Origin of the sequence: Pseudonocardia abyssalis (assembly GCF_019263705.2) — a bacterium.
In the GTDB taxonomy this organism is placed as follows: domain Bacteria; phylum Actinomycetota; class Actinomycetes; order Mycobacteriales; family Pseudonocardiaceae; genus Pseudonocardia; species Pseudonocardia abyssalis.
On the sequence record NZ_JADQDK010000001.1, the window covers coordinates 311851 to 332897 of the forward strand.

Here is a 21047-nt window from a genome sequence, read left to right on the forward strand (position 1 = left end):
CGCGTCGCGTGATCGCACCGCGGCGAACGGGGGAGTGGCGATGCAGCCGGAGCGAGATGCGCAGGTGCGCGACCAGGTGGTCCGCCTGGTCGGTGTGCTGCGCGCGCTGGCGCCGCCTGCACGCCTCCCCGTCCGTCACGTCGACGCGCACGACGCCGTCCTGTGGCTCGAGGGCCTGCGGTGCCCGATCGGCAACGGGCACGAGGTGTTGCGGCTACGACGGTCCGCGGCGGAGCCGGAACCCGCGGCCCCGCCCGCCGTCGTGGGGTGGATCGGCCGGGCGGGTGACGACCTCGAACCGCCCGTGCTGCACGACCGCGGGCCGCTGCACGGGCAGAACGCCTACCTCGTCGACGCCCCCGGCGTCCGCGACGCGTTCGACGCCTGGATGGCGCTCTGGCGCCCGTGGGCGCACCGCGAGCACGCCCGCCGCGCCCAGGACGACCTGGTCACCCGCGTCGGTGAGCTGGCCCGGCTCGTCGCCCTCCCCGGCCGCGAGCTGGTGCTCGCCGCAGGCCTGCTGCACCTGCCCTCCGCGGGCACGCACGTCCACGTGCTCGGCCAGCCGGTGGCGGTCCGGACCGACCCGGCCACCGGTGACCTCGTCTGCGCCGTGACCGGTCCGCTGCGCTGGGAGGACGACCGCACCCCCGCGCCGCGCGAGCCCGGGCCGTTCGCGCTCGCCCCGGACGTCGCCGATCTCCTCGCCGGCTGGACCGGGCCGCGGTGCACCCTCGACCCGGGCTGGACCCGCCCGTCCGGCCCGGCCCCGGTGCTGGCCGCGGCCCCGGCGCTGGTCGTGCGGCGCACCGGCGCGGTCGCGCTGCACCGCTGCTGGGACGAGATCGACCGCAGCGTCCGCGACGTGCACCGGCCCGTGCCGCTCGGGCTCGCCCAGCTCGTGCGGGCCGTCGCCCCGGCCGAGCGCACGGCCTGGCTGGAGCGCAGCGGTGCCGCGGCCGTCACCGACGACCCGCTGCTCCCGCTGGCCGCCACCGAGGACCAGTCCCGGGTCGTCGCCGCGCTCGGCACCGACACCGGTGTCGTCGTCGAGGGCCCGCCCGGCACCGGCAAGACCCACACCGTCGCCACCCTGCTCGGTGCGCTGCTCGCCGACGGGAAGCGGGTGCTCGTCACCAGTGGCGACGCCGGGTCGCTGCGGGTGCTGCGCGACCGCCTGCCCGAGGGTCTGCGCGACCTGTGCGTCGGGCTCGACGACGCCGACGAGGGTGGCGGCGTCGCCCGCGTGGCCAGGGAGCGCACCGAGTTCGACTCCGCCCGCGCCGACCGCCGCATCGCCGACCTCACCGCCCGCCGTGCCGACGCCGCCCGCACCCGCGACGAGGTGGCGACCCGCATCGGGCTGCTGCGCGAGGCCGAGGCCCGGGTCTACCCGGAGATCGCCCCCGGCTTCGGCGGCACGCCCGCGCAGGTCGCCCGCACGTTGCTCGGCACCGCGGAGCGCGACGGCTGGGTGCCCGACACGGTCCACGGCCAGCCGCCCGTCGACGACGCCGAGTTCACCGAACTGCTCGCCCTCCTGGCCGGGCAGACCCCGCGCCACCGCGAGCGCCGCAACCGCCTGCCGGTGCCCGCCCCGCTGTCGCCGGAGGGATTCGCCCGGCTCGCCGGCTCGGTGCACCGCGGCCCGTACGTCCACCCCGGTCCCGACGACGAGCTCGTCGTGGCGCTCGGGGAGCTCCCGCCGGAGACGCTGACGGCGCTGGAGGCGCTGGCCGGGGAGGTCGCCGAGTCCGCCGCGGCGCTGCGGGCGCTGCCGGACCCCACCGGCTGGACCCGCTCGAGCGCCGACGCGCTGCTGGCATCGGGGCCGTCCCGGACCTGGCTCGACGCCGTGGCCGAGCTCGACGCGGTGGACGCCGCCGTCGAGCACACGCGGCGGGTGGTGGCCCCGGTGGTGGTGGCGCCCGACGTCGACGAACCCGCCGCCGCGCACGCGCTGGAGCGCCTCGCCGAGCACCTCGGCCAGGGAGCGGCGCTCAAGCGGGTGTTCCGCAGCACCGAGCAGCGTGCCGTGGAGCGGCTCGGCACCGCGGTCCTCGTCGACGGGGTCCCGCCGCGCACCCGGGCCGCCGCCGTCACCGCCGTGCACCACCTCGCTGTCCGCCGGATCGCGCACCGCGTCGACGCGGCGTTCGCCCCGCTGCGGACCGGCATCACCGACGGGCCGCACGCCGTCGAGGACCTGCTCGACCTACGTCGCGCCTGCGATGCGATCGAGCGGCTGCACACCGTCGTCGGGGCGGTGGGCCGGGTGCTCGTCGAGCTGCCGCCGCCCGCGCGGCCGCCGCTGGGGTCCGTCGCCGACCTGGAGCGGGTGGGCCACCTCGCCACGCTGGCCCGGGCGCACCGGGCGGCGCGGCTGGCCCGCGCCGAGGTCGACGCGGCCGTCGCGCAGGTGGAGGCCGTGCCGCCGGTGCAGCGGATGCCCGAGCACGCCCCGCTCCTCGACGCGCTGCGCGATCTCGACCCCGCCGGGTACACCGCGGCCGGGCACGCACTCGAGGTCGCCCGCCAGGAGCACCGCGCGCAGACCCGGGCCGACGAGCTGCTGGAGCGCGTCCGGGTCGCGGCGCCGGAGCTGGCCGGGCAGCTGGCCGCGGGTGCCGCCCCCGACCCGCAGCGGTGGGGTGCGGCGTGGGCGCGGGCCAGAGCCGTCGCGTGGATGGCCCAGCAGCCGGACGCCTCGGCCGGCACGACGATGGACGCGGAGCTGGCCGTCGCGGCCGGGGTGGTGCGGTCGCTGACGACCGAGCTCGCCGTCGCCCGGGCCTGGCGCGCCTGCCTGACGCGGATCGACACCACGCAGGCCCAGGCCCTGCAGGCCTACCGGCACGCCGTCACGCAGGCCCGCGCCGGCTCCGGCGAGGCCGCGGAGGGGTTGCGCCGCAGCGCCCGCGACGCGATGGCCGTGGCGCTCTCGGCCGTGCCCGCGTGGGTGCTGCCGGTCCCGGCGCTGCTCGAGACGCTCGCGCACCGGCCCGGTTCGTTCGACGTCGTCATCGTCGACGAGGCCACGCGCCTCGACCCGACGTGCGCGTTCCTGCTGTGGCTCGCGCCGCGCGTCGTCGTGGTGGGGGACGACGGGCAGTGCCCGCCGCCCGCCCCGGCCGCCGCACCCGTCGACGCCGCACTGCCCGACGTCCCCGGCTACCTGCGCGCCGCGCTCGGCCCCGGCAGCAGCCTGTTCTCGATGCTGCGCACCCGGTTCGGGCCGGTCGTGCGGCTGCGCGACCAGTTCCGCGGGCTGCCCGCGATCACGGCCTGGTCGCCCGACCCCGGCCGCGACGACCCGCCCGCGCCGCTGCGCCGTGCCGTCGCCGACGGGGTGCCCGCGCTGCGCAGCTCCCACGTGACGGGTGACGAGGTGCAGGCGGTCGCGGAGACCGTCGCGGCCTGCGTCGAGGCGTACCCGGGGCGCAGCGTCGGGGTGGTGGTGCCGGGTGGGGATCAGGCGTTCGGCCCAGCGGTCGCGGGTCGCCTCGCCCGGGCGGTGCGGTCGCGCGTGCGCGTCGGCTCGCCGGGGGACTTCCGCGGCGACGAGCGCGACGTCGTCGTGCTGCCGCTGCACCCCGCGTCGGCCCAGGACTACGTCCTCGCCGTCTCCCGCGCCCGCGACCAGCTCTGGGTCGTGCACACCGTGCTCCCGGTCGACCTCCCGCCCGGCGACGTCCGCCGTTCGCTGCTGGAGCACGTCCTCGCGCACACCGACGAGCCGGAGCTGCCGCCGGTGCCGTCCGGAGTGCGTGCCGACCGCCGCGACGACCGCTTCGACTCCCTGTTCGAGCAGGCCGTGTTCCTCGATCTCGTCGGGCGGGGGTTCCACGTCCTGCCGCAGGTGACGGTCAACGGGCGCCGGATCGACCTCGTCGTCACCGGCGCGGGCGGCACGGTCGCTGTGGAGTGCGACGGCGAGGCGTTCCGCACCACCCCGGACCAGCGCGCCGCCGACCTCGCCCGCGAGCAGGAGCTGACGGGGTGCGGCTGGACGTTCGTGCGCGTCCGCGAGTCGGTACACGTCCTCGACCCCGACGCCGCCCTCGCCCCGGTGTGGTCCGCGCTCCGGGAGCGGGGGATCGCGCCGCTCGGTGAGCTCGTCGACGGGGTGTGGACGGCCCGGCAGGTGGCGACGGTCGCGCTGGCGGTGGTGGAGGAGCCGTCCGTCGAGGGGCCGTCGGGCGACGCGACCACGGACCTCCCGGCCCCGGCCCCGGCCCCGGCCCCGGCCCCGGCCCCGGAACCGGAACCGGCCCCGGAACCGGAACCGGCGACGGCCGCGATGCAGGTCCCCCTGATCCGCGAGTCGCGAGTTTCCCGCCCCCGAGTCGCCTGTTCTCCGCCCGGCGCACCGGCGTCCGTCGGCCCGGCACCTGCCGCCCCGGTGGGTGTCGGCCCGGTGGGTGTCGGCCCGGTGGGTGTCGGCCCGGTGGGTGTCGATCCGGTGGGTGTCGACCCGTCGCCCGCGACGGAAGTGGTGCCGGAGGTCGCATCGGAGCCGACGATGCCCGCGCCGCAGTCCCGGGTGCCGGACGGCGGTCCGGGCGTGCGGGATGCGGCCACCGGCCTCGTCCCCGTGCACCATGCGGTCGCGCCGGCCGTGGTCGACGCCACCTGGAGCGGGCCGGAGGTCACGGTGCGGATGCCCGGGCCGCGGGTGTCGGCGGACGCGGCGAACCGTGGGCCGCGCCCGACCGGGCGGCACGCGCTGCGCGAGGTGGCGGATGACGCGGTGCCCGCCGCGGGGTCGCTGTTCGAGGTCCGGGAGCCGGATGTGGAGCCCGTCGTCGAGGCGGCGGCACCTGCTCCCGAGCTGCGGGCTCCCGACGACCGTGGGCTCCCGACGCACGTCGTCGAGCCGGAGGGGTCGGCCGAGGCCACGGTTCCGGGCGCGGAACCCGGGCCTCCGCCCGCCGACCTGCCGCCCTGCGACCCGCTGCCCTGCGACCCGCTGCCCTGCGACCCGCTGCCCTGCGACCCGCTGCCCGTCGACCTGCCGCCCCGCGGCCCGCGGCCCGCGGACCAGCAGCCCGTCGGCTCGCGGCCCGCGGATCAGCGGCCCGCGGATCAGCAGCCCGTCGGCTCGCGGCCCGCGGATCAGCAGCCCGTCGACTCCCTGCCCGCCGACGTGCCGCCTGCCTGGCCGGCACCGGCCGGACCCTGGTCGGCGTGGCACGTGCCGGCGGAGTCGATGCCGGCCGGGTACGCGGCGGTCGAACCGGCGTCGACCGCCGCAGCGCAGGTCGGGTCCGTACCCGCCGACCCCGTACCTGCCGAGGACGTGGGTGCCGCATGCGGGTCGGTCGAGTTCGAGCCGTACGAGTTCGAGACGGATGCCGTCGGCCGGGCCGATGTGCGGCTCGGTGGGGACGGCCCGCCCGATCCCGGTCCGGTTGGTCTCGAGCCCGATCGCGTCGGGTCGATCCACCTCGGGCCGGGCCACCTCGGGCCGGGCCCCGTCGAGCCGGGTGTCGTCGAGCCGGGTGCCGTCGAACCCGGGACCGTGGGGCCGAACCACATCGGGCCGGACCTCGTCGGGTCGGGCGACGTTCCGCCGGGCGCAGGCGGGGCGGACCCGGTCGGGCCGGGCGCGTTCGGGTCGGGCGCGTTCGGGTCGGTCACGATCCCCGACGCGGGGGAGGCGATCGAGCTGTTCGCGGAGCCGCCGCACCGTCCCGGACCGCTCCCCGTCACCGAGCCCGCCGACCTCTTCGCCGAGCCGTCGCGCCGGTACGCCCCCGTGCAGGAGACCGTGGACCTGTTCGCCGAAGCACCGGCCCGGCCCCGCACCCCGGACCCCGTCGACAGCGGCCCGTCGCTGCGGGCCGAGCCGCCGCAGGTTCGGCACGCGTCGCCGACATCGGCTCAGCAGGCCACGATGCTCGACGTCGCCCGCCACCGGCCCCTGACCGTCGTCGCCGTGCGCAACCTGCTCGGCGTCGGGCCGGACGCCGCGCTGCACCTGCTCACGGTGCTCACCGGGGAGGGGGCTCTGGAGCGTCGCGGCGCCGACCGCACGACCCACTGGGTGCTGCCGCCGCGCGAGGACCTCGTCGCCGAGTTCCAGCGTCGGCGGGCGGACCTGCGCCGGCGCTCGCGGCTGTCGTCGGCGGGGTGACGGAGATCGCGGTACACCGCACGCCGGAGCCCTGCCGGGGGCCACGGCGTGCGGCGGGGGGCGATCTAGAACTCGTCGGGGACGCGGAGCAGGTAGTCGCCCGTGTCCTCGTCCCAGTCCATCGTGAGCAGGTCGCGCGCGCGGGCGGCCTTGGCGAAGGACAGGAACGTGTTGAAGCCGTAGCGCTTCTCGCTGAACCCCGGCTCGCGCTTGCGCAACTGGTCCTTGAGCCCGCTGAGCTGCGGGCGGAAGCGCGGGCCCTGCAGCCCGCGGACGACCTCGACGAGCAGCCGGAACGCGTCGTCGTCGGCGGAGGCGTCCTGCGGGAACGTGACCTCGGGGTCGCCCTGGGCCGAGCCCTTCCGTAGCTCGACGACCCCCGCGGCCTCCAGGTGCCGCATGAGCTCGCCGAAGCTGCGGAAGCCGTGGTCGGCCTCGTCGAAGGTGGGGTCCTTGCGCAGGATCGCCCGCTTGAGCCGCGAGGCGAGGACCACCCCGTCGGCGTGGCGCTGGAGCCCGGCGAGGGTGGTGGTGACGATCGGGCCGACCTCGCGCTCCTCCGCGGGGGCGGCCGGCTCGTCGGCGACCTCGGCCTCGTCGACGACGGGCTCGACCACCGGCTCGGAGGCCGCGGCCGGGGTGGGGGCGGCAGCCGCAGCCGGGCGACCCCCTCGCCGCGCCGGACGCCGGGGCGCCTGCGACGGCTCGACGCCGGGCAGCCGGTCGTAGAACAGGAACTCGTCGCAGGCCGGGGGCAGCAGGGCGGACGTCGACGACTCGACGCCGATCCCGATCACACGCTTGTCGAGCTCGCGGAGCTTGTGGACGAGCGGGGTGAAGTCGGAGTCGCCGGTGCAGATCGCGAACGTCGTGACGAAGCTGCGCTCGAACGCCATCTCGATCGCGTCGACGACCATCTTGATGTCGGCCGCGTTCTTGCGCGACGCCCCGAGCCGCTGCGGGATCTCGATCAGCTCGACCTGCGCGCGGGCGAGCAGGCGGCGGTCCTCGTCGAAGTAGGACCAGTCCGCGTACGCCCGGCGCGCGACGACCCGCCCGCGTTCGGCGAGCGCGTCGGCGATCGGCCCGAAGTCGAACGGCATGACGCCGAGACCGTCGCGGGCACCGATGGCGAGGTTCTCGTAGTCGAGGAACAGCGCGATGCGCTCGTCGTCGTTGATCATGGGGTCTCCTGGGGCGCGCGGCGGAAGACGCGAGCGGGTTTGCCGACCGTGCCGCGGCTCAGTGTGCCCGTGTCGATCAGGTGCTCCTGCATCCGGCGCCGGAACGTGTCCTTGGGCAGCGGCCCGCCGCGCACCGCCTCGTGCAGCCGCTGCAGCTCCAGCAGCGTGAACTCCTCGTCGAGCAGGCCGCGGGGGTCGGGCCGGTCGCGGTGCGCGTCGCGTGCCCAGGCGGCGGCGGCGTCCACGATCGCGGCGTGGTCGAAGGCGAGCGGCGGCAGGGCGTCGACGGGGGTGAGTGCGCCGGTCAGGCGGGCGGCGGGCACCAGGTCGACGTGCGCGACGGAGAGCACGCGGCCGCGGTCGTCGCGCGCGGGGTCGTCGAACACGGCCAGCTGACGGGGCTCCTCGCCGGTGACGCCGGCCTTCTCGCGAAGCACGCGAAGGGCGGCGTCGCGCAGGGTCTCCTCGACGCGCAGGAACGTGCCGGGCAGCGAGCGGCCCTGGTGCAGCAGGACGCACAGCTGGTCGTCGGCCACGGTCAGCAGCGCGACGTCGACGGCCACCGAGGGGTGCGGGTAGTCGGCGAGCGTCCGGCCGGAGGGGTCACGCCAGGTCATGCTCGACAAGTTAGCGCACATGTGCTCTTATGTGTTAGCGCAACTTCGCGCTAACAGAGGAGGTCGGCATGGACGTCCACGTGGGCAACCCGGTCGTGCGGGGTGCGCTGACGCTGTTCCCCGTGTTCAACGGCGCCGCGGTGGCCGACGCGGGGTACGCGCTCGGCGGGCTGCTCGTCGCGGAGCGGGCGGACGCGGCGGTGGGGGAGCTGCTCGTGCACAACGCGGGGACGCAGGCCGCTCTGGTGCTGGAGGGGGAGCTGCTGGCGGGGGGTCGGCAGGACCGGGTGGCGGTGCGCTCGGTGGTGGTCGAGGCGGGGGCGTCGGTCGCGCTGCCGGTGCGGTGCGTCGAGCAGGCGCGCTGGTCCGGTGCGGGTGCCCACTCGCGCGACGGCCGGCGTGCCCCGTTGGCGGTGCGGACGGCGAGGGGCCAGCGGGAGGTGTGGGAGCGGGTGGCCGGCTACGGCGACGGCGACTCGCTGTTCGACACCGTCCGTCACCTCGACGACGCCGCGTCCGCCCTGGTCGGGGGGCTCTCGCCGCTGCCGTTCCAGTGCGGGGTGCTCGTCGGGATCGCCGGGCGTCCGGTGCTGCTGGAGGTGTTCGACGCCCCGTCGACGCTCGCTGCCGTCTGGGACGGGCTGCTGCACGCGGCCGCGCTCGACGCGCTGGGGCGGCGGCCGGTCCCCACGCTGGGCCGGCACGCACGCAGGTTCGTCCGGGACCTCGGTCCGCGGGTGTCGGTGTTGCGGTGGCACGGTCGGGACGTGCACACGGTGGCGATCAACGAGCGGGCGGCATGACGGCGGACCGCAGGGCCGGGGTGCTCCTCGGCGCGGCCTGCGGCGACGCGCTCGGCGTCCCCTACGAGGCGGGGGTCTGCGCGCTGGGCGAGCGCGCCGAGATGCTCGGCGGCGGGCTCGGTGGCTACGCGCCGGGGCAGTGGAGCGACGACACCGAGATGGCGTGCGTCATCGCGCAGGTGAGCGGCGACCTGCGCACCGACGACGCGCTCGACGCAATCGCCCACGGGTTCCTGGCCTGGCACGCCGCCGGGCCGGCGGACGTCGGGCTGCAGACCGCGGCCGTGCTCGGCCCGCTGCACGGCATCCCGCGGCGCGGGGCGGCCGCCCGGCTGCGGGAGCGGGCCGCGCAGGTGCACGCGGAGACCGGTCGCAGTGCGGGCAACGGATCGCTGATGCGCACGGCGCCGGTCGCGCTGGCCGGGGAGGGGGTCGCGGACGCCGCACGCGCCGTCTCGGCGCTGACCCACCATGATCCCCAGGCCGGGGACGCCTGCGTGCTGTGGTGCCTGGCGATCGAGCACGCCGTGCGCACCGGGGCGCTCGACGTCCGCGTGGGGCTGCCGCACGTCGACCCGGCCTGGGCGGGATGGCTCGACGAGGCGGAGCGCCGGGAACCGTCGGCGTTCGCGGCGTCGAACGGGTGGGTGGTGGCGGCGCTGCAGGGGGCGTGGTCGGCGATCGAGCACACCGACGGCCTGGTCGACGGCCTGCAGGCCGCGGTGCGCGGAGGTGGTGACACCGACACCGTCGCGGCGATCGCCGGGGCGCTGCTGGGGGCGCGGTACGGGGCGTCGGCGGTGCCGGGGGAGTGGCGGCGGATGCTGCACGGATGGCCGGGGTTGACCGGCGACGACCTGACTTGCCTTAGAGCGCGCTCGAAGGCATAGCGTCGCCGGCATGGGCATTCGACTGGGATACCAGATCCCCAACTTCAGCTACGGAACTCCGGTCGCGGAACTGTTCCCGACCGTCGTCGCGCAGGTCCGCGAGGCCGAGGAGGCGGGCTTCGACACCGCCTTCGTGATGGACCACTTCTACCAGCTGCCCGGACTCGGCTCGCCCGACCAGCCGATGCTCGAGGCGTACTCCACGCTGTCGGCACTGGCGATGGCGACGTCGCGGATCCAGCTGTCCGCGCTGGTCACCGGCAACACCTACCGCAACCCCGCGGTCCTGGCGAAGACCGTCAGCACCCTCGACGTCGTCAGCGGCGGCCGCGCCGTCCTCGGTATCGGGGCCGGCTGGTTCGAGCTGGAGCACCGCCAGTTCGGCATCGACTTCGGCACCTTCACCGAGCGCTTCGAGAAGCTCGAGGAGTCGCTGTCGATCATCGTGCCGATGCTGCGCGGCGAGCGCCCGACCGTCGACGGGAAGTGGTACCGCACCGAGTCCGCGATGAACGAGCCGCGGCTGCGCGACGACCTGCCGGTCATGCTCGGCGGCGGCGGGGAGAAGAAGACGTTCGGCCTCGCCGCCCGCTACGCCCAGCACCTCAACGTCATCTGCGACCCGGCCGACCTGCCCCGCAAGCTCGCCGCCCTCGACGAGCGGTGCGCGGAGGCGGGGCGTGACCGGTCGACGCTGGAGACCAGCTTCCTGGCCTTCGTGATGATGGACGAGGACGGCGACACGGCCCGTGCGCTGCAGCGCGACCACCTGCGCGGCATCGGGGTCGACCTCGACGCGCTGTCGGACGAGGAGCGCGCCGCCGCCACCGCGCGGCACTTCGTCGGTGACCCCGACGAGGTCGCCGCCGACCTGCAGACGCGGGTGCTCGACGCCGGCATCGACGGGCTGACGGTCAACCTCGTCCCGAACGGGCACCAGCCGGGGACGGTCGACCTGGTCGGGCGGACGCTGCGCAAGCTGGTGGGCTGAGCGCGACGCCCGACCGCGCAGACCGGTGGGCCGCGCGCAGGCCGCCGGCGGTCTGCGCGATGACCACCGGGTCTGCGCGGTGATCACCCGGGCCCGGTCGCGGAGTCACCGGCCCACGGATCGGCCCGGGTGTCGGCCGGGCGGCATCTGCGCTAGAACGGTCCGGTGATCGCCTACGTCGTCGGCACGCTCGACACCAAGGGGCCCGAACTGGCCCACGTCGCGGAACTGCTGCGGGCCGCGGGGGTGTCGGCGCGGGTCGTCGACGTCTCCACCGGCCCCTCCGACGGGGGTGACGTCACCGCCGCCGAGGTCGCCGCCCACCACCCCGACGGGGCGGACGCGGTGTTCACCGGTGACCGCGGTACCGCCGTCACCGCGATGGCGCTGGCGCTGGAGCGCTGGATCGTCGCCCGCGACGACGTCGGCGGGGTCATCGGGCTCGGCGGCTCCGGCGGCACCGCACTGGTCACCCCGGCGATGCGGGCGCTGCCGGTCGGCGCCCCGAAGATCATGGTGTCGACGGTGGCCTCGGGCGACGTCGCGCCGTACGTCGGGGCGTCGGACATCGCGATGCTGCACTCCGTCACCGACGTCGCCGGTCTCAACCGCATCTCCCGGCGCGTGCTGGGCAACGCCGCGCACGCCCTCGCCGGGATGCTCACCCACGAGATCCCCGCCGCCGACGACCGCCCGGCCGTCGCGCTGACGATGTTCGGCGTCACCACCGGGTGCGTCACGCAGGTGCGGGAACGCCTCGGCGACACCGTCGACGCCCTGGTCTTCCACGCCACCGGCACCGGCGGGAAGGCGATGGAGAAGCTCGTCGACGACGGCCTGGTCGGCGGCGTGCTCGACCTGACCACCACCGAGATCGCCGACCTGCTCGTCGGCGGCGTCATGTCCGCTGGAGAGGACCGCCTCGACGCGATCGCGCGCACCGGCGTGCCGTACGTGGGATCGTGCGGGGCACTGGACATGGTCAACTTCGGGGCCGACGTGCCCGCGCGGTTCGACGGGAGGCTGCTCTACGTGCACAACGCGCAGGTCACGCTCATGCGGACCACCGCGGCGGAGAACGTCGCCATCGGGGAGTTCCTCGCCCGCAAGCTCAACGCGATGACCGGGCCGGCGATCTTCCTGCTGCCGACCGGCGGGGTCTCGGCCCTCGACGCGCCCGGGCTGCCGTTCCGCGACCCCGAGGCCGACGAGGCGCTGTTCGCGGCGGTCGAGAAGGACACGCGGCCGGGGATCGTGCGGCGGGTGCCGCACCACGTCAACGACCCGGAGTTCGCCGACGCCGTGCTGGCCGCGTGGGGGGAGGTCGCGTGAGGTTCCGGCGCGCGGAGCTGGTCGAGCGCTTCGCCGACATGGCCGCCCGCGGTGAGCCGATCGTCGGCGGCGGCGCGGGCACGGGCCTGTCGGCCAAGTGCGAGGAGGCCGGCGGCATCGACCTCATCGTCATCTACAACTCCGGCCGCTACCGGATGGCCGGCCGAGGGTCGCTCGCCGGGCTGCTCGCCTACGGCAACGCCAACGACATCGTCGTCGAGATGGCCGCGGAGGTGCTTCCGGTCGTACGGCACACGCCGGTGCTCGCGGGCGTCAACGGCACCGACCCGTTCCTGCTCACCGGCCGCTTCCTGCGCGAGCTCGCCGACCTCGGGTTCGCGGGCGTCCAGAACTTCCCGACCGTCGGCCTGATCGACGGCGTCTTCCGGGCCAACCTGGAGGAGACCGGGATGGGGTTCGGGCTGGAGGTCGACATGATCGCCGCCGCGCACGCCGCCGACCTGCTCACCACCCCGTACGTCTTCTCCGCCGACGACGCCCGCGTGATGGCCCGCGCCGGCGCCGACCTGGTCGTCTGCCACATGGGCCTGACGACGGGCGGCGCGATCGGGGCGGGCACCTCGAAGACGCTCGACGACTGCGTGGAGCTGATCGACGAGTGGTCGGCGGCCGCACGGGAAGTGCGCGACGACGTGCTCGTCCTGTGTCACGGCGGCCCGATCTCCTCACCTGACGACGCCGCGCACGTCCTGGAGCGCACCCGCTGGTGCCACGGCTTCTACGGGGCGTCGTCGATGGAACGGCTGCCCACCGAGACCGCTCTGACCGCGCAGACCCGCGCGTTCAAGACCCGCCTCTCCACCCGCACACCGAAAGGACTCTCCCCGTGACCCGTGCCTACGCCAGCGCTGTGATCGCCGCCTCCGCCGAGGAGGTGTGGTCGGTCATCCGTGACTTCGACGGGCTCCCCGCCTGGATGCCGGCGATCGCCGCCAGTTCGCTCGACACGGATGGCACCGCCGCGGAGGTCGGTGCGGTGCGCCGGCTCACCCTCGGCGACGGCGGCACGGTCGTCGAGCGCCTGCTCGTCCTCGACGACCTGGCGCGCAGCCAGACCTACGAGATCCTGGAGAGCCCGTTCCCGGTGCGCCGCTACGTCGCGACGGTCCGCGTGGCCCCGGTGACCGACACCGGGCAGGCGTTCGTGGAGTGGTGGACCGACTTCGACTCCGAGGCCGCCGACGTGCCCGAGCTGGTCACGCTGTTCGCCGACGGCGTGTTCGGGGCCGGCATGGCGTCGCTGCAGCGGCGCTACGCGGGCTGATCCGGCTCGGGGCGGGCGGGGCGCCACGGCGGGACGAACCCGCCCCGGAGCACGCCGTCCCAGCCGACGAACGACTCGACCACGCCGTCGAGCGCGACCGCATCGTGTTCGGTGCGGGTGCCCAGCGCGAGCGTGTAGAGCAGGTAGACGTACACGCCGTGCGCCTGCTTGGCCTTCTCGCCCGCGTTGCTGCCCAGCTCGGTGAGCACAGACGGCATCGCGCGCGACACCAGGATCGAGATCCCCTCCGGCCCCTGGGCGGACAGCTCGCGCGCGCCGTCGACGATCCTGGTGCGGGCCGCGGTGATCGCGTCGGTGACGGCCGGCTCCTGCTTCGGGAGGAACGTGCGCGAGGTGTCGACCGCGGTGAACATCGTGGAGACCAGCGTGCCCGCGTGGGACTCGTCGTACTCCGCCTCGGGATCCGCGGTCTGCGGGTTCTGCGGGGAGAACAGCCAGTCGACGACCGCGTCGAGCAGCGTGATCTCCAGCGCCGGAACCTGATCGGCGGTCAGCGAGTGCAGTCCCCGGATGACGTCGTCCATCCACCCGAGATCGAACCTGGGCTCGGTCATCGTTGTCCTCCCCGTCGTGAAAGGCCGACAGTAGGGGGCGGGGGAGCGGGGGGCGAGGGTCACTAGGCTCGCCGGGTGTCGTCCCCGCCCCCTGCGCCGTCCGTCGGCCTCGTCGTCGGCACCGAGGACTCCACGCCCCTGCAGTTCTCCGTGGCGCTGCGTCCGGGGGAGTACCTGCAGCTCGACGACGTGGTGCTCACCCAGCGGTCGGTCTCCGGGCACGGGGCGGTGACGACGTCCGGCGTGGTCACCGAGGTGCGCGCGCGCCACGAGGGTGCGCAGTACGGCTCCGACGTCTTCCTCATCGACGAGGGCGTGCTGCCCGCGCAGGTGCAGGAGATCGCCGAGGTCACGACGACGCGGGTGGAGCCCGAGGTCTACGTGCCGCCGATGCCCGGGTCGCTCGTCCGCCGGGCGACCGGGCTGGAACGCGCGCAGGCGCTGTACTTCGACAAGATGGACCTCAAGGTGCCCGTCGGGCTCGGCCGCGACGGCGAACCGATCTACGTCAACCTCGAGTTCCTCGACGGCACGCGCGGCGGGCACGTCTCGATCAGCGGGATCTCCGGCGTCGCGACGAAGACCAGCTTCGCCCTGTTCCTGCTCTACTCGATCTTCCGCTCCGGGGTGCTCGGGCGGCGGGCGGTGAACGCGAAGGCGCTCGTGTTCAGCGTCAAGGGCGAGGACCTGCTGTTCCTCGACCACGCCAACGCGAAGCTCGACGACGTGCAGCGCGCCCGCTACGCCCGCCTCGACCTGCCCGCCTCGCCGTTCTCCTCGGCCGGCTTCTTCGCGCCGCCGACGCCCGACGACCCGTCCGGTCGCCCGTACGTCACGGGCCGCACGAGCGGTGTCGCCGCGTTCTGGTGGACGCTGGCCGAGTTCTGCTCCGGGGAGCTGCTGCCGTTCGTGTTCGCCGACGCGGAGGACGAGCGCAACCAGTACACGATGGTCATCCACCAGGTCGCGGCCCGCCTCAAGCGCATCGCCACGCCCGCCGCCGACGGCGCCGTCACCGTGGAGGGGCAGACGCTGCGCAGCTACGACGCGCTCGTCGAGTTCGTCGCCGACCGCCTGGGCGACGAGGACGCCCGTCGCGACTGGGCCGGCCCGGTCACCGGGATCGGGACGGTCAACGCGTTCCTGCGGCGGCTGCGCTCTTCGCTCAAGCCGCTGCGCACGATCGTCCGCGGCGACCTCGCCGACGCACCGGGGCGGCGGGTGAGCACGGAGAACCAGCAGGTCACGGTCGTCGACCTGCACAACCTCCCCGAGCGCGCCCAGCGGTTCGTCGTCGGAGTGGTGCTGGCCGCGGAGACGGCGCGCAAGGAGCAGGCCGGTGCGGCGGGGCTGCTGTTCACGATGATCGACGAGTTGAACAAGTACGCACCGCGCGAGGGGTCCTCGCCGATCAAGGAGGTGCTGCTCGACATCGCCGAGCGCGGGCGGTCGCTCGGCATCATCCTCATCGGCGCGCAGCAGACGGCCTCGGAGGTGGAGCGGCGGATCGTCTCGAACTCCTCGATCAAGGTGGTGGGGCGGCTCGACCCCGCGGAGGCCGGGCGCCCCGAGTACGGGTTCCTCCCGCCGTCGCAGCGGGCCCGAGCGGTGATCGCCAAGCCGGGCACGATGTTCGTCTCGCAGCCCGAGATCCCGGTGCCGCTCGCCGTCGAGTTCCCGTTCCCGGCGTGGGCGACGAGACTCTCGGAGAGCGCCGGGCCGCCGGCGGGGACGAACGGCCACGCGGCGGCCCGCGACCCCTTCGCCCGCCTCCCGGTGGGCGCGGACGACGACGACGCCCCGTTCTGACGCTCCTCGTACGGGCCGGGCGCTCGCACACCCCGGACCGTTCCGAGGTCGGCCTACTCCGGCATGCCCCCGTGCAGGGCGAACGTCGCGCCGAAGGGGTCCGCCGCGACGCCCATGCGGCCGAACGGGGTGTCGACGGCCTCCGACACCACCGCGCCGCCGCCGGAGCCGACCGCGGCCATCGCGGCGTCGACGTCGGACACCATGAAGTAGGGCAGCCAGTGGCTCGGGGTGCCCTCGGGGGCGCCCATCATGCCGCCCATGCCGCCGGCGATCTCCCCGTCGACCGCGAACGTCGCGTAGTCGTCGGGGGCGCCCGGGACCGCGCCGAAGGTGTGGCCGAAGACGGCGGCGTAGAACGCCTGGCCGGCGGCGGGATCGGTGAGCCGGGCGTCCTCCCAGACCAGCGAGCCGGGCTCGTTGTAGATCTCGGCCCCGATCATGCCGCCCGCCTGCCAGATGCCGAACGCGCCGCCCGCGGCGTCGAACGCGACGGCCATCCGCCCCATGCCGGGCACGTCGAACGGCGCGACGGCGACCGTGCCGCCGTGCTCGGTCACCAGCTCGGCGGTGGCGTCGACGTCGTCGCTGGCCAGGTAGACGGTGGACCCCGCCGGTTGGCCGGGTTGGACGGGAGCGATCGCGGCGGCGCTGCGGCCGCCGACCTGCGCGAGCGTGTAGTGGCCGAACTCCTCCCCGGTGTCGACGAAGTCCCACCCCAGCACCGCGCCGTAGAAGTCGGTGGCGGCGGGCAGGTCGGGGACGGCCAGGTCGACCCAGCACGGCGTACCGGCGGGCCAGGCGGTGTCACGTGTGGTCATGTCGAGCAGAGTGGCACCGACCCCCGACAGAATGCGTCCGCCGGCGGGTGCAATCGTCGACCCATGCGCTTCCTGCACACCGCCGACTGGCACGTCGGCAAGACGCTGAAGGGCCACTCGCGGCTCGACGAGCAGGAGCAGGTGCTGCGCGAGATCGTCGCGATCGCACGGGAGCAGCAGGTCGACGCGGTGCTCGTCGCGGGCGACCTCTACGACACCGCGGCCCCGTCGGCGGAGGCGCAGAAGCTCGTCATCCGGACGCTGATGGGGCTCGCGAAGGACGGCACGCAGGTCATCGCGATCGCGGGCAACCACGACCACGCCCGGGCCCTGGACGCCTACCGGCCGCTCGCGCAGGAAGCGGGGATCACGCTGGTCGGGGAGGTACGGACGGCCGACAAGGGCGGGGTCGTCGGCTTCACCGCGCGGTCCACGGGGGAGCGGGTGAACGTCGCCGTCCTGCCGTTCCTGTCCCAGCGCTACGCGGTCCGCGCCGCCGACCTCGTCGCCCAGACCGCGGGCGAGAACACGAACGCCTACGACCAGAACCTGCGCGACGTCCTCGGCACCCTCACCGCGGGGTTCGACGACGGCGCCGTCAACCTGGTCATGGCCCACCTGACCGTGCTCAACGGGCGGTTCGGCGGCGGGGAGCGCACCGCGCAGTCGATCTTCGAGTACGCGGTGCCGGCGAGCATCTTCCCGATCGAGGCGCACTACGTCGCGCTGGGGCACCTGCACCGCCGCCAGCGGATGGAGGCCCCGTGCCCCGTCCACTACTCGGGTGCGCCGCTCGCCGTCGACTTCGGGGAGCAGGAGAACGAACCCGTCGTCTGCCTGGTCGAGGCCACCGCGTCGACGCCCGCGCGGATCACCGACATCCCCGTCACGTCGGGGCGCCGGCTGCGCACCGTGCGCGGCACCGTCGCGGAACTGTCGGTGCTGTCTGCCACCGTCGGCGACGACTGGTTGCGGGTGTGGGTGACGGAGCCGGCGCGGGCCGGGTTGCGGGAGGAGGTGACGGCGGTGCTGCCGAACGCGCTGGAGGTGCGGATCGACCCCGAGTTCACGGCGGTCACCGAGACGTCGCGGCCGTCCGGCGGGGGTGCCGAGCGCAGCCCGGCCGAGCTGTTCGGCGAGTACCTGGGCACGAAGGGCGTCGCCGATCCGCGCGTCGAGACGCTGTTCCGCGCGCTGCACGACCGGATCTCCTCGTGAGGCCGGTCCTGCTCGAGCTCGACGGGTTCGCCTCGTTCCGCGAGCCCACGGTCGTCGACTTCACCGGTGCGGAGTACTTCGCGCTGGTCGGGCCCACCGGCTCGGGCAAGTCCACGATCATCGACGCCATCACGTTCGCGCTCTACGGGTCGGTGCCGCGCTGGGACAACCAGCGCACGGTGGCGCTCGCGCTCGCGCCGACGGCCGGACGGGGCACCGTCAAGCTCGTGTTCGACGTCGGCGGGGCGCGCTACGTCGCCGCGCGCGAGCTGCGCCGGGCGGCGTCGGGGTCGGTGTCGGTGCGCTCGGCGCGGCTGGAACGGCTGCGCGACCCGTCGGGCACGGCCGGCGTCGACGAGGAGACCGAGCCGCTCGCCGACGGCGCCGGGGGCGTCACCTCGGCCGTCGAGGAGCTCCTCGGGCTGCCCTTCGGCGATTTCACGACGTGCGTCGTGCTGCCCCAGGGCGACTTCGCGGAGTTCCTGCACACCGAGCCGCGCAAACGCCAGGAGAAACTGGTCCGGATCCTCGGGCTCGGCCTCTACGACCAGATCGCGCGCGAGGCGAACAGCGAGTCCGCCGCGCAGCGCCAGCGCGCGGAGGTCCTGTCCGAGCAGCTCACCGGCTACGCCGACGCCACGCCGGCGGCCGAGGCGGCCGCGCAGCGACGGGTCGACGCGCTGGTGGCGCTGACCGGCCGGGTCGACGCGCTCGTGCCCCGGATCGAGAAGGCCGCCGCGGAGCAGGCCGCGGCCGAGGCCGACGCGGCCCGGATCCGCGCGGAGGGCACGGTCCTCGCGGCGCTGACGGCCCCTGACGGGCTGGCCGACCTCGACGCCCGACGGGCCGCCACGGCCACCGCGCTCTCGACAGCCGCCGTCGCCCACTCCTCGGCGGAGGCCGAGGACGGCGACGCCCGCGACGCGCTCGCCGCCGCCCCGGAGCGCGGCCCGCTCGAGCTCGTCCGCTCCCGGCACGCCGAGCTCGCCGCCCTCACCGGCGACCTGCCCGGCCTGCGCGACCGGCACGCCAAGTCGCTCGCGGCCTTCGACACCGCTGCCCGCGACGCCGCCGACGCCCGCACCGCGCTCGACACCGCCCGGGCCGCCCGCGACACGGCCACCGTCGCCGCGACGACCGCCGCCGACACCGTCCGCCGACTGATCTCCGAGCGCGACGGCCTGCGCGCGCTCGCCGTCCCCGCCGGGCTCGACGCCCTCGGTCGCCGTCGCAGCGCCGCCGTCGCCGCACTGGCCGAGGCCGACTCGGCGCTCGCCGCCGCCGAGTCGGCCGACGCCCGGGCCCGCGACGCCCTCGACGCCGCCCCCGCCCGCGGCCCGTTGGAGCAGGCGCGCCGCGAGCACGCCGAGCGGGCGTCCGTGCTGCAGGAGCAGGAGGCCGCGGTCGCCCGCCGGGCCGACGCCGAACGCGCTGTCGCCGCGGCCGCCGAGCGGGTGCGTGCCGCCCGGCACGCGCTCGACCACGCGGAGGCCCGCCGGGCCGACGGCCAGCGCGCCGATCTCGCCGCCGCGCTGCGCCCCGCGCTCGCGGTGGGGGAGCCGTGCCCGGTGTGCGCGCAGGCCGTCGCGACGCTTCCCCCGGCCGGTGCGGAGCCCGACCCCGGTGCGGAGCGGGCCGTCGTCGACGCGGTGGGTGCCCACGACGCCGCGCGCACCGAGGAGGCCGCCGCGTCGTCGGCCCTGGCCCGGGCCGCGGCCGACGCCGACCGGCTCGACTCCGCGCTGCAGCGGCTGCGCCCCGAGCCCGACGCCGCGACCGTCGAGCAGCGGCTCGACGGTCTCGCCGAGGCCGAGCGCACCGCCCGCGACGCGGACACGGCCGTCCGCGCCGCCCGTCGCGCGCGGGAGACCGAGGCCCGCGAGGTCGACACCGTGCGGGCCGAGACACAGGGCGCCGCCGCCGCGCTGCGCACCGCCCGCGACCCCCTCGTCCCGTTCGGGGCCCCCGCCGTGTCCGACGACGACGTGCTCGCCGGCTGGACCGCGCTCGTCTGGTGGGCCTCGGAGCAGGCGGCCGACCGCGACACCGCGCTGACCGGCGCGCGGGCCGCCGTGGCCGTCGCCGACGGGGAGTCCGACGCCGCCTCGAGCGCGCTGCACGCGGCCGACCGCGCCGCCACCGACCGCCGCGCCGAGGAGACCGCCGCCGCCCGCGCCGAGCAGGAGGCGCGCGGGGCCGTCGACGGGGTGCAGGCGCGGCTGGGGGAGCTGCGCACGGCCCTCGACGGCGCGCCGTCCGACGCCGACGCCGCCCGTTCCCTGGAGCGGCGCAGCGTCCTGGAGGATGCGGCCCGCACGTCCGACGCCGCGCTGCGCAGCGCCCGCGCCGCCCTGCGCGCGGCGGAGCGGGAGGCGGCGCAGGTGGCCGACGAGGTCGGAGCGGCCTGGTCGGCACTGCGCGCGGCGCGCGACCCGCTGGTGCCGCTCGGGGCCCCCGCCGTCACCGGCGACGACCTGCGCGCGGCCTGGGACAGGCTCGCCGGGTGGGCGTCGGACGCTGCGGCCGACCGACGCACCGCCTGGACCGCGGCCGACGCCGCCGCCCGGTCGGCCCGGGAGTCCCGCGACACCGCGGTGCGTGCCCTCGTCGACGACCTCGCGGCCCACGACCTGGCCCTGCCGCCGGCCCGCCCCGACGCCTCGCGCCCCGATGCCTCGCGCCCCGATGCCTCGCGCCCCGACGCCTCGCGCCCCGACGCCTCACGCCCGGACGGCCCGCACGCCGATCCGGGGGCCGCGCGATCCACCGTGGCCGCCGCGGTCGAGCGGGCCCGGGCCGCACACGCCCGCCTGGCCGAGCGCCGGGACACCGTCGCGCGGATCACGGCCGACCGCGACGCCGCCGAGGAGGCCCAGCAGGTCGCGAAGATGCTCGGCGGGCTGCTGCGCTCCGACGGCTTCCCCCGCTGGCTGGTGGCCTCCGCACTCGACGCGCTCGTGGCCGACGCCTCCACCAGTCTCGCCGAGCTGTCCGGCGGCCAGTTCGCACTGACCCACGACAACGGCGAGTTCCTGGTGATCGACCACGCCGACGCCGACGCGAAGCGCCCGGTCAAGACGCTGTCCGGCGGGGAGACCTTCCAGGCGAGCCTCGCGCTGGCCCTCGCCCTGTCGGCCCAGATGTCCGGGCTCGCCGCCCGCGGGGCGGCGCGGTTGGAGTCGATCTTCCTGGACGAGGGGTTCGGCACGCTCGACGAGGCCAACCTCGAGGTCGTCGCGAGCACCCTGGAGAACCTCGCGGCCCGCGGCGACCGGATGGTCGGGGTCGTCACGCACGTCCCGGCGCTGGCGGAGCGGGTACCGGTGCGGTTCCGGGTGGCGCGCGACCAGCGCACGTCGTCGGTGACGAGGGAGAACCTGTGAAGG

The 21047-nt window shown here is 75.9% G+C and carries 14 protein-coding genes; 10 read left to right on the forward strand and 4 right to left on the reverse strand.

Annotation, left to right across the window (positions count from 1 at the left end):
- The first annotated feature begins 40 nt into the window (after positions 1 to 40).
- A complete protein-coding gene (locus I4I81_RS01565) occupies positions 41 to 6136 on the forward strand; it encodes a PDDEXK-like endonuclease domain-containing protein (RefSeq protein WP_218615745.1) in 6096 nt (2031 codons plus the stop codon).
- 65 nt (positions 6137 to 6201) lie between these two features.
- Here the strand turns inward: I4I81_RS01565 and I4I81_RS01570 are convergent, their stop codons facing one another.
- Together I4I81_RS01570 and I4I81_RS01575 are read right to left on the reverse strand one after the other, a co-directional pair.
- The gene (locus tag I4I81_RS01570; RefSeq protein ID WP_218605939.1) at positions 6202 to 7320 is read right to left on the reverse strand and encodes an NYN domain-containing protein; all 1119 of its coding nucleotides are present in this window, start codon (positions 7318 to 7320) and stop codon (positions 6202 to 6204) included.
- Positions 7317 to 7937: an NUDIX hydrolase gene (locus I4I81_RS01575; protein ID WP_218605940.1), complete on the reverse strand. Its 621-nt coding sequence runs from the start codon at positions 7935 to 7937 to the stop codon at positions 7317 to 7319. The genes I4I81_RS01570 and I4I81_RS01575 overlap by 4 nt, the downstream gene beginning before the upstream one ends.
- Positions 7938 to 8005: 68 nt before the next feature.
- On the opposite strand from I4I81_RS01575, the gene I4I81_RS01580 reads away from it, so the two are divergent.
- From I4I81_RS01580 to I4I81_RS01605, 6 genes are all read left to right on the forward strand, one after another.
- On the forward strand, positions 8006 to 8740 hold the full coding sequence (locus I4I81_RS01580; RefSeq protein ID WP_218615746.1) for an ARPP-1 family domain-containing protein: 735 nt from the start codon (positions 8006 to 8008) through the stop codon (positions 8738 to 8740).
- A complete protein-coding gene (locus tag I4I81_RS01585; RefSeq protein WP_218615747.1) occupies positions 8737 to 9630 on the forward strand; it encodes an ADP-ribosylglycohydrolase family protein in 894 nt (297 codons plus the stop codon). The genes I4I81_RS01580 and I4I81_RS01585 overlap by 4 nt, the downstream gene beginning before the upstream one ends.
- A gap of 10 nt (positions 9631 to 9640) precedes the next feature.
- Positions 9641 to 10621, forward strand: a complete 981-nt coding sequence (locus I4I81_RS01590; RefSeq protein WP_218605983.1) for an LLM class F420-dependent oxidoreductase — start codon at positions 9641 to 9643, stop codon at positions 10619 to 10621.
- A 165-nt stretch (positions 10622 to 10786) separates the two neighbouring features.
- Complete coding sequence (locus I4I81_RS01595; RefSeq protein ID WP_218605984.1) at positions 10787 to 11953, forward strand: Tm-1-like ATP-binding domain-containing protein; 1167 nt, start codon at positions 10787 to 10789, stop codon at positions 11951 to 11953.
- Positions 11950 to 12804, forward strand: a complete 855-nt coding sequence (locus I4I81_RS01600; protein ID WP_226363683.1) for a phosphoenolpyruvate hydrolase family protein — start codon at positions 11950 to 11952, stop codon at positions 12802 to 12804. The genes I4I81_RS01595 and I4I81_RS01600 overlap by 4 nt, the downstream gene beginning before the upstream one ends.
- Positions 12801 to 13238: an SRPBCC family protein gene (locus tag I4I81_RS01605; RefSeq protein WP_218615748.1), complete on the forward strand. Its 438-nt coding sequence runs from the start codon at positions 12801 to 12803 to the stop codon at positions 13236 to 13238. Before I4I81_RS01600 ends, I4I81_RS01605 begins: the two co-directional genes overlap by 4 nt.
- On the opposite strand, the gene I4I81_RS01610 is transcribed toward I4I81_RS01605, so the two are convergent.
- Complete coding sequence (locus I4I81_RS01610) at positions 13226 to 13813, reverse strand: hypothetical protein (RefSeq protein WP_218615749.1); 588 nt, start codon at positions 13811 to 13813, stop codon at positions 13226 to 13228. The two genes, I4I81_RS01605 and I4I81_RS01610, sit on opposite strands and share 13 nt — an antisense overlap.
- 75 nt (positions 13814 to 13888) lie before the next feature.
- Between I4I81_RS01610 and I4I81_RS01615 the strand changes: the two genes are divergently transcribed.
- Positions 13889 to 15622 (forward strand): ATP-binding protein, encoded by a 1734-nt coding sequence (locus I4I81_RS01615; RefSeq protein WP_218602249.1) that lies wholly within the window; start codon positions 13889 to 13891, stop codon positions 15620 to 15622.
- Between the two features lie 53 nt (positions 15623 to 15675).
- Here the strand turns inward: I4I81_RS01615 and I4I81_RS01620 are convergent, their stop codons facing one another.
- A complete protein-coding gene (locus tag I4I81_RS01620) occupies positions 15676 to 16443 on the reverse strand; it encodes a VOC family protein (protein WP_218602248.1) in 768 nt (255 codons plus the stop codon).
- A 63-nt stretch (positions 16444 to 16506) separates the two neighbouring features.
- Between I4I81_RS01620 and I4I81_RS01625 the strand changes: the two genes are divergently transcribed.
- Both I4I81_RS01625 and I4I81_RS01630 read left to right on the forward strand, forming a co-directional pair.
- Positions 16507 to 17661, forward strand: a complete 1155-nt coding sequence (locus I4I81_RS01625; protein WP_218602247.1) for an exonuclease SbcCD subunit D — start codon at positions 16507 to 16509, stop codon at positions 17659 to 17661.
- The gene (locus tag I4I81_RS01630; protein WP_218602246.1) at positions 17658 to 21044 is read left to right on the forward strand and encodes an AAA family ATPase; all 3387 of its coding nucleotides are present in this window, start codon (positions 17658 to 17660) and stop codon (positions 21042 to 21044) included. The genes I4I81_RS01625 and I4I81_RS01630 overlap by 4 nt, the downstream gene beginning before the upstream one ends.
- Positions 21045 to 21047 lie beyond the last annotated feature (3 nt).

What these genes read in the sequence shown, in the direction of transcription:
- I4I81_RS01565 (WP_218615745.1), top strand. Translation starts at nt 41, where the DNA reads ATGCAGCCGGAGCGAGATGCGCAGGTGCGCGACCAGGTGGTCCGCCTG.
- I4I81_RS01570 (WP_218605939.1), bottom strand. Translation starts at nt 7,320, where the DNA reads ATGATCAACGACGACGAGCGCATCGCGCTGTTCCTCGACTACGAGAAC.
- I4I81_RS01575 (WP_218605940.1), bottom strand. Translation starts at nt 7,937, where the DNA reads ATGACCTGGCGTGACCCCTCCGGCCGGACGCTCGCCGACTACCCGCAC.
- I4I81_RS01580 (WP_218615746.1), top strand. Translation starts at nt 8,006, where the DNA reads ATGGACGTCCACGTGGGCAACCCGGTCGTGCGGGGTGCGCTGACGCTG.
- I4I81_RS01585 (WP_218615747.1), top strand. Translation starts at nt 8,737, where the DNA reads ATGACGGCGGACCGCAGGGCCGGGGTGCTCCTCGGCGCGGCCTGCGGC.
- I4I81_RS01590 (WP_218605983.1), top strand. Translation starts at nt 9,641, where the DNA reads ATGGGCATTCGACTGGGATACCAGATCCCCAACTTCAGCTACGGAACT.
- I4I81_RS01610 (WP_218615749.1), bottom strand. Translation starts at nt 13,813, where the DNA reads ATGACCGAGCCCAGGTTCGATCTCGGGTGGATGGACGACGTCATCCGG.
- I4I81_RS01620 (WP_218602248.1), bottom strand. Translation starts at nt 16,443, where the DNA reads ATGACCACACGTGACACCGCCTGGCCCGCCGGTACGCCGTGCTGGGTC.
- I4I81_RS01625 (WP_218602247.1), top strand. Translation starts at nt 16,507, where the DNA reads ATGCGCTTCCTGCACACCGCCGACTGGCACGTCGGCAAGACGCTGAAG.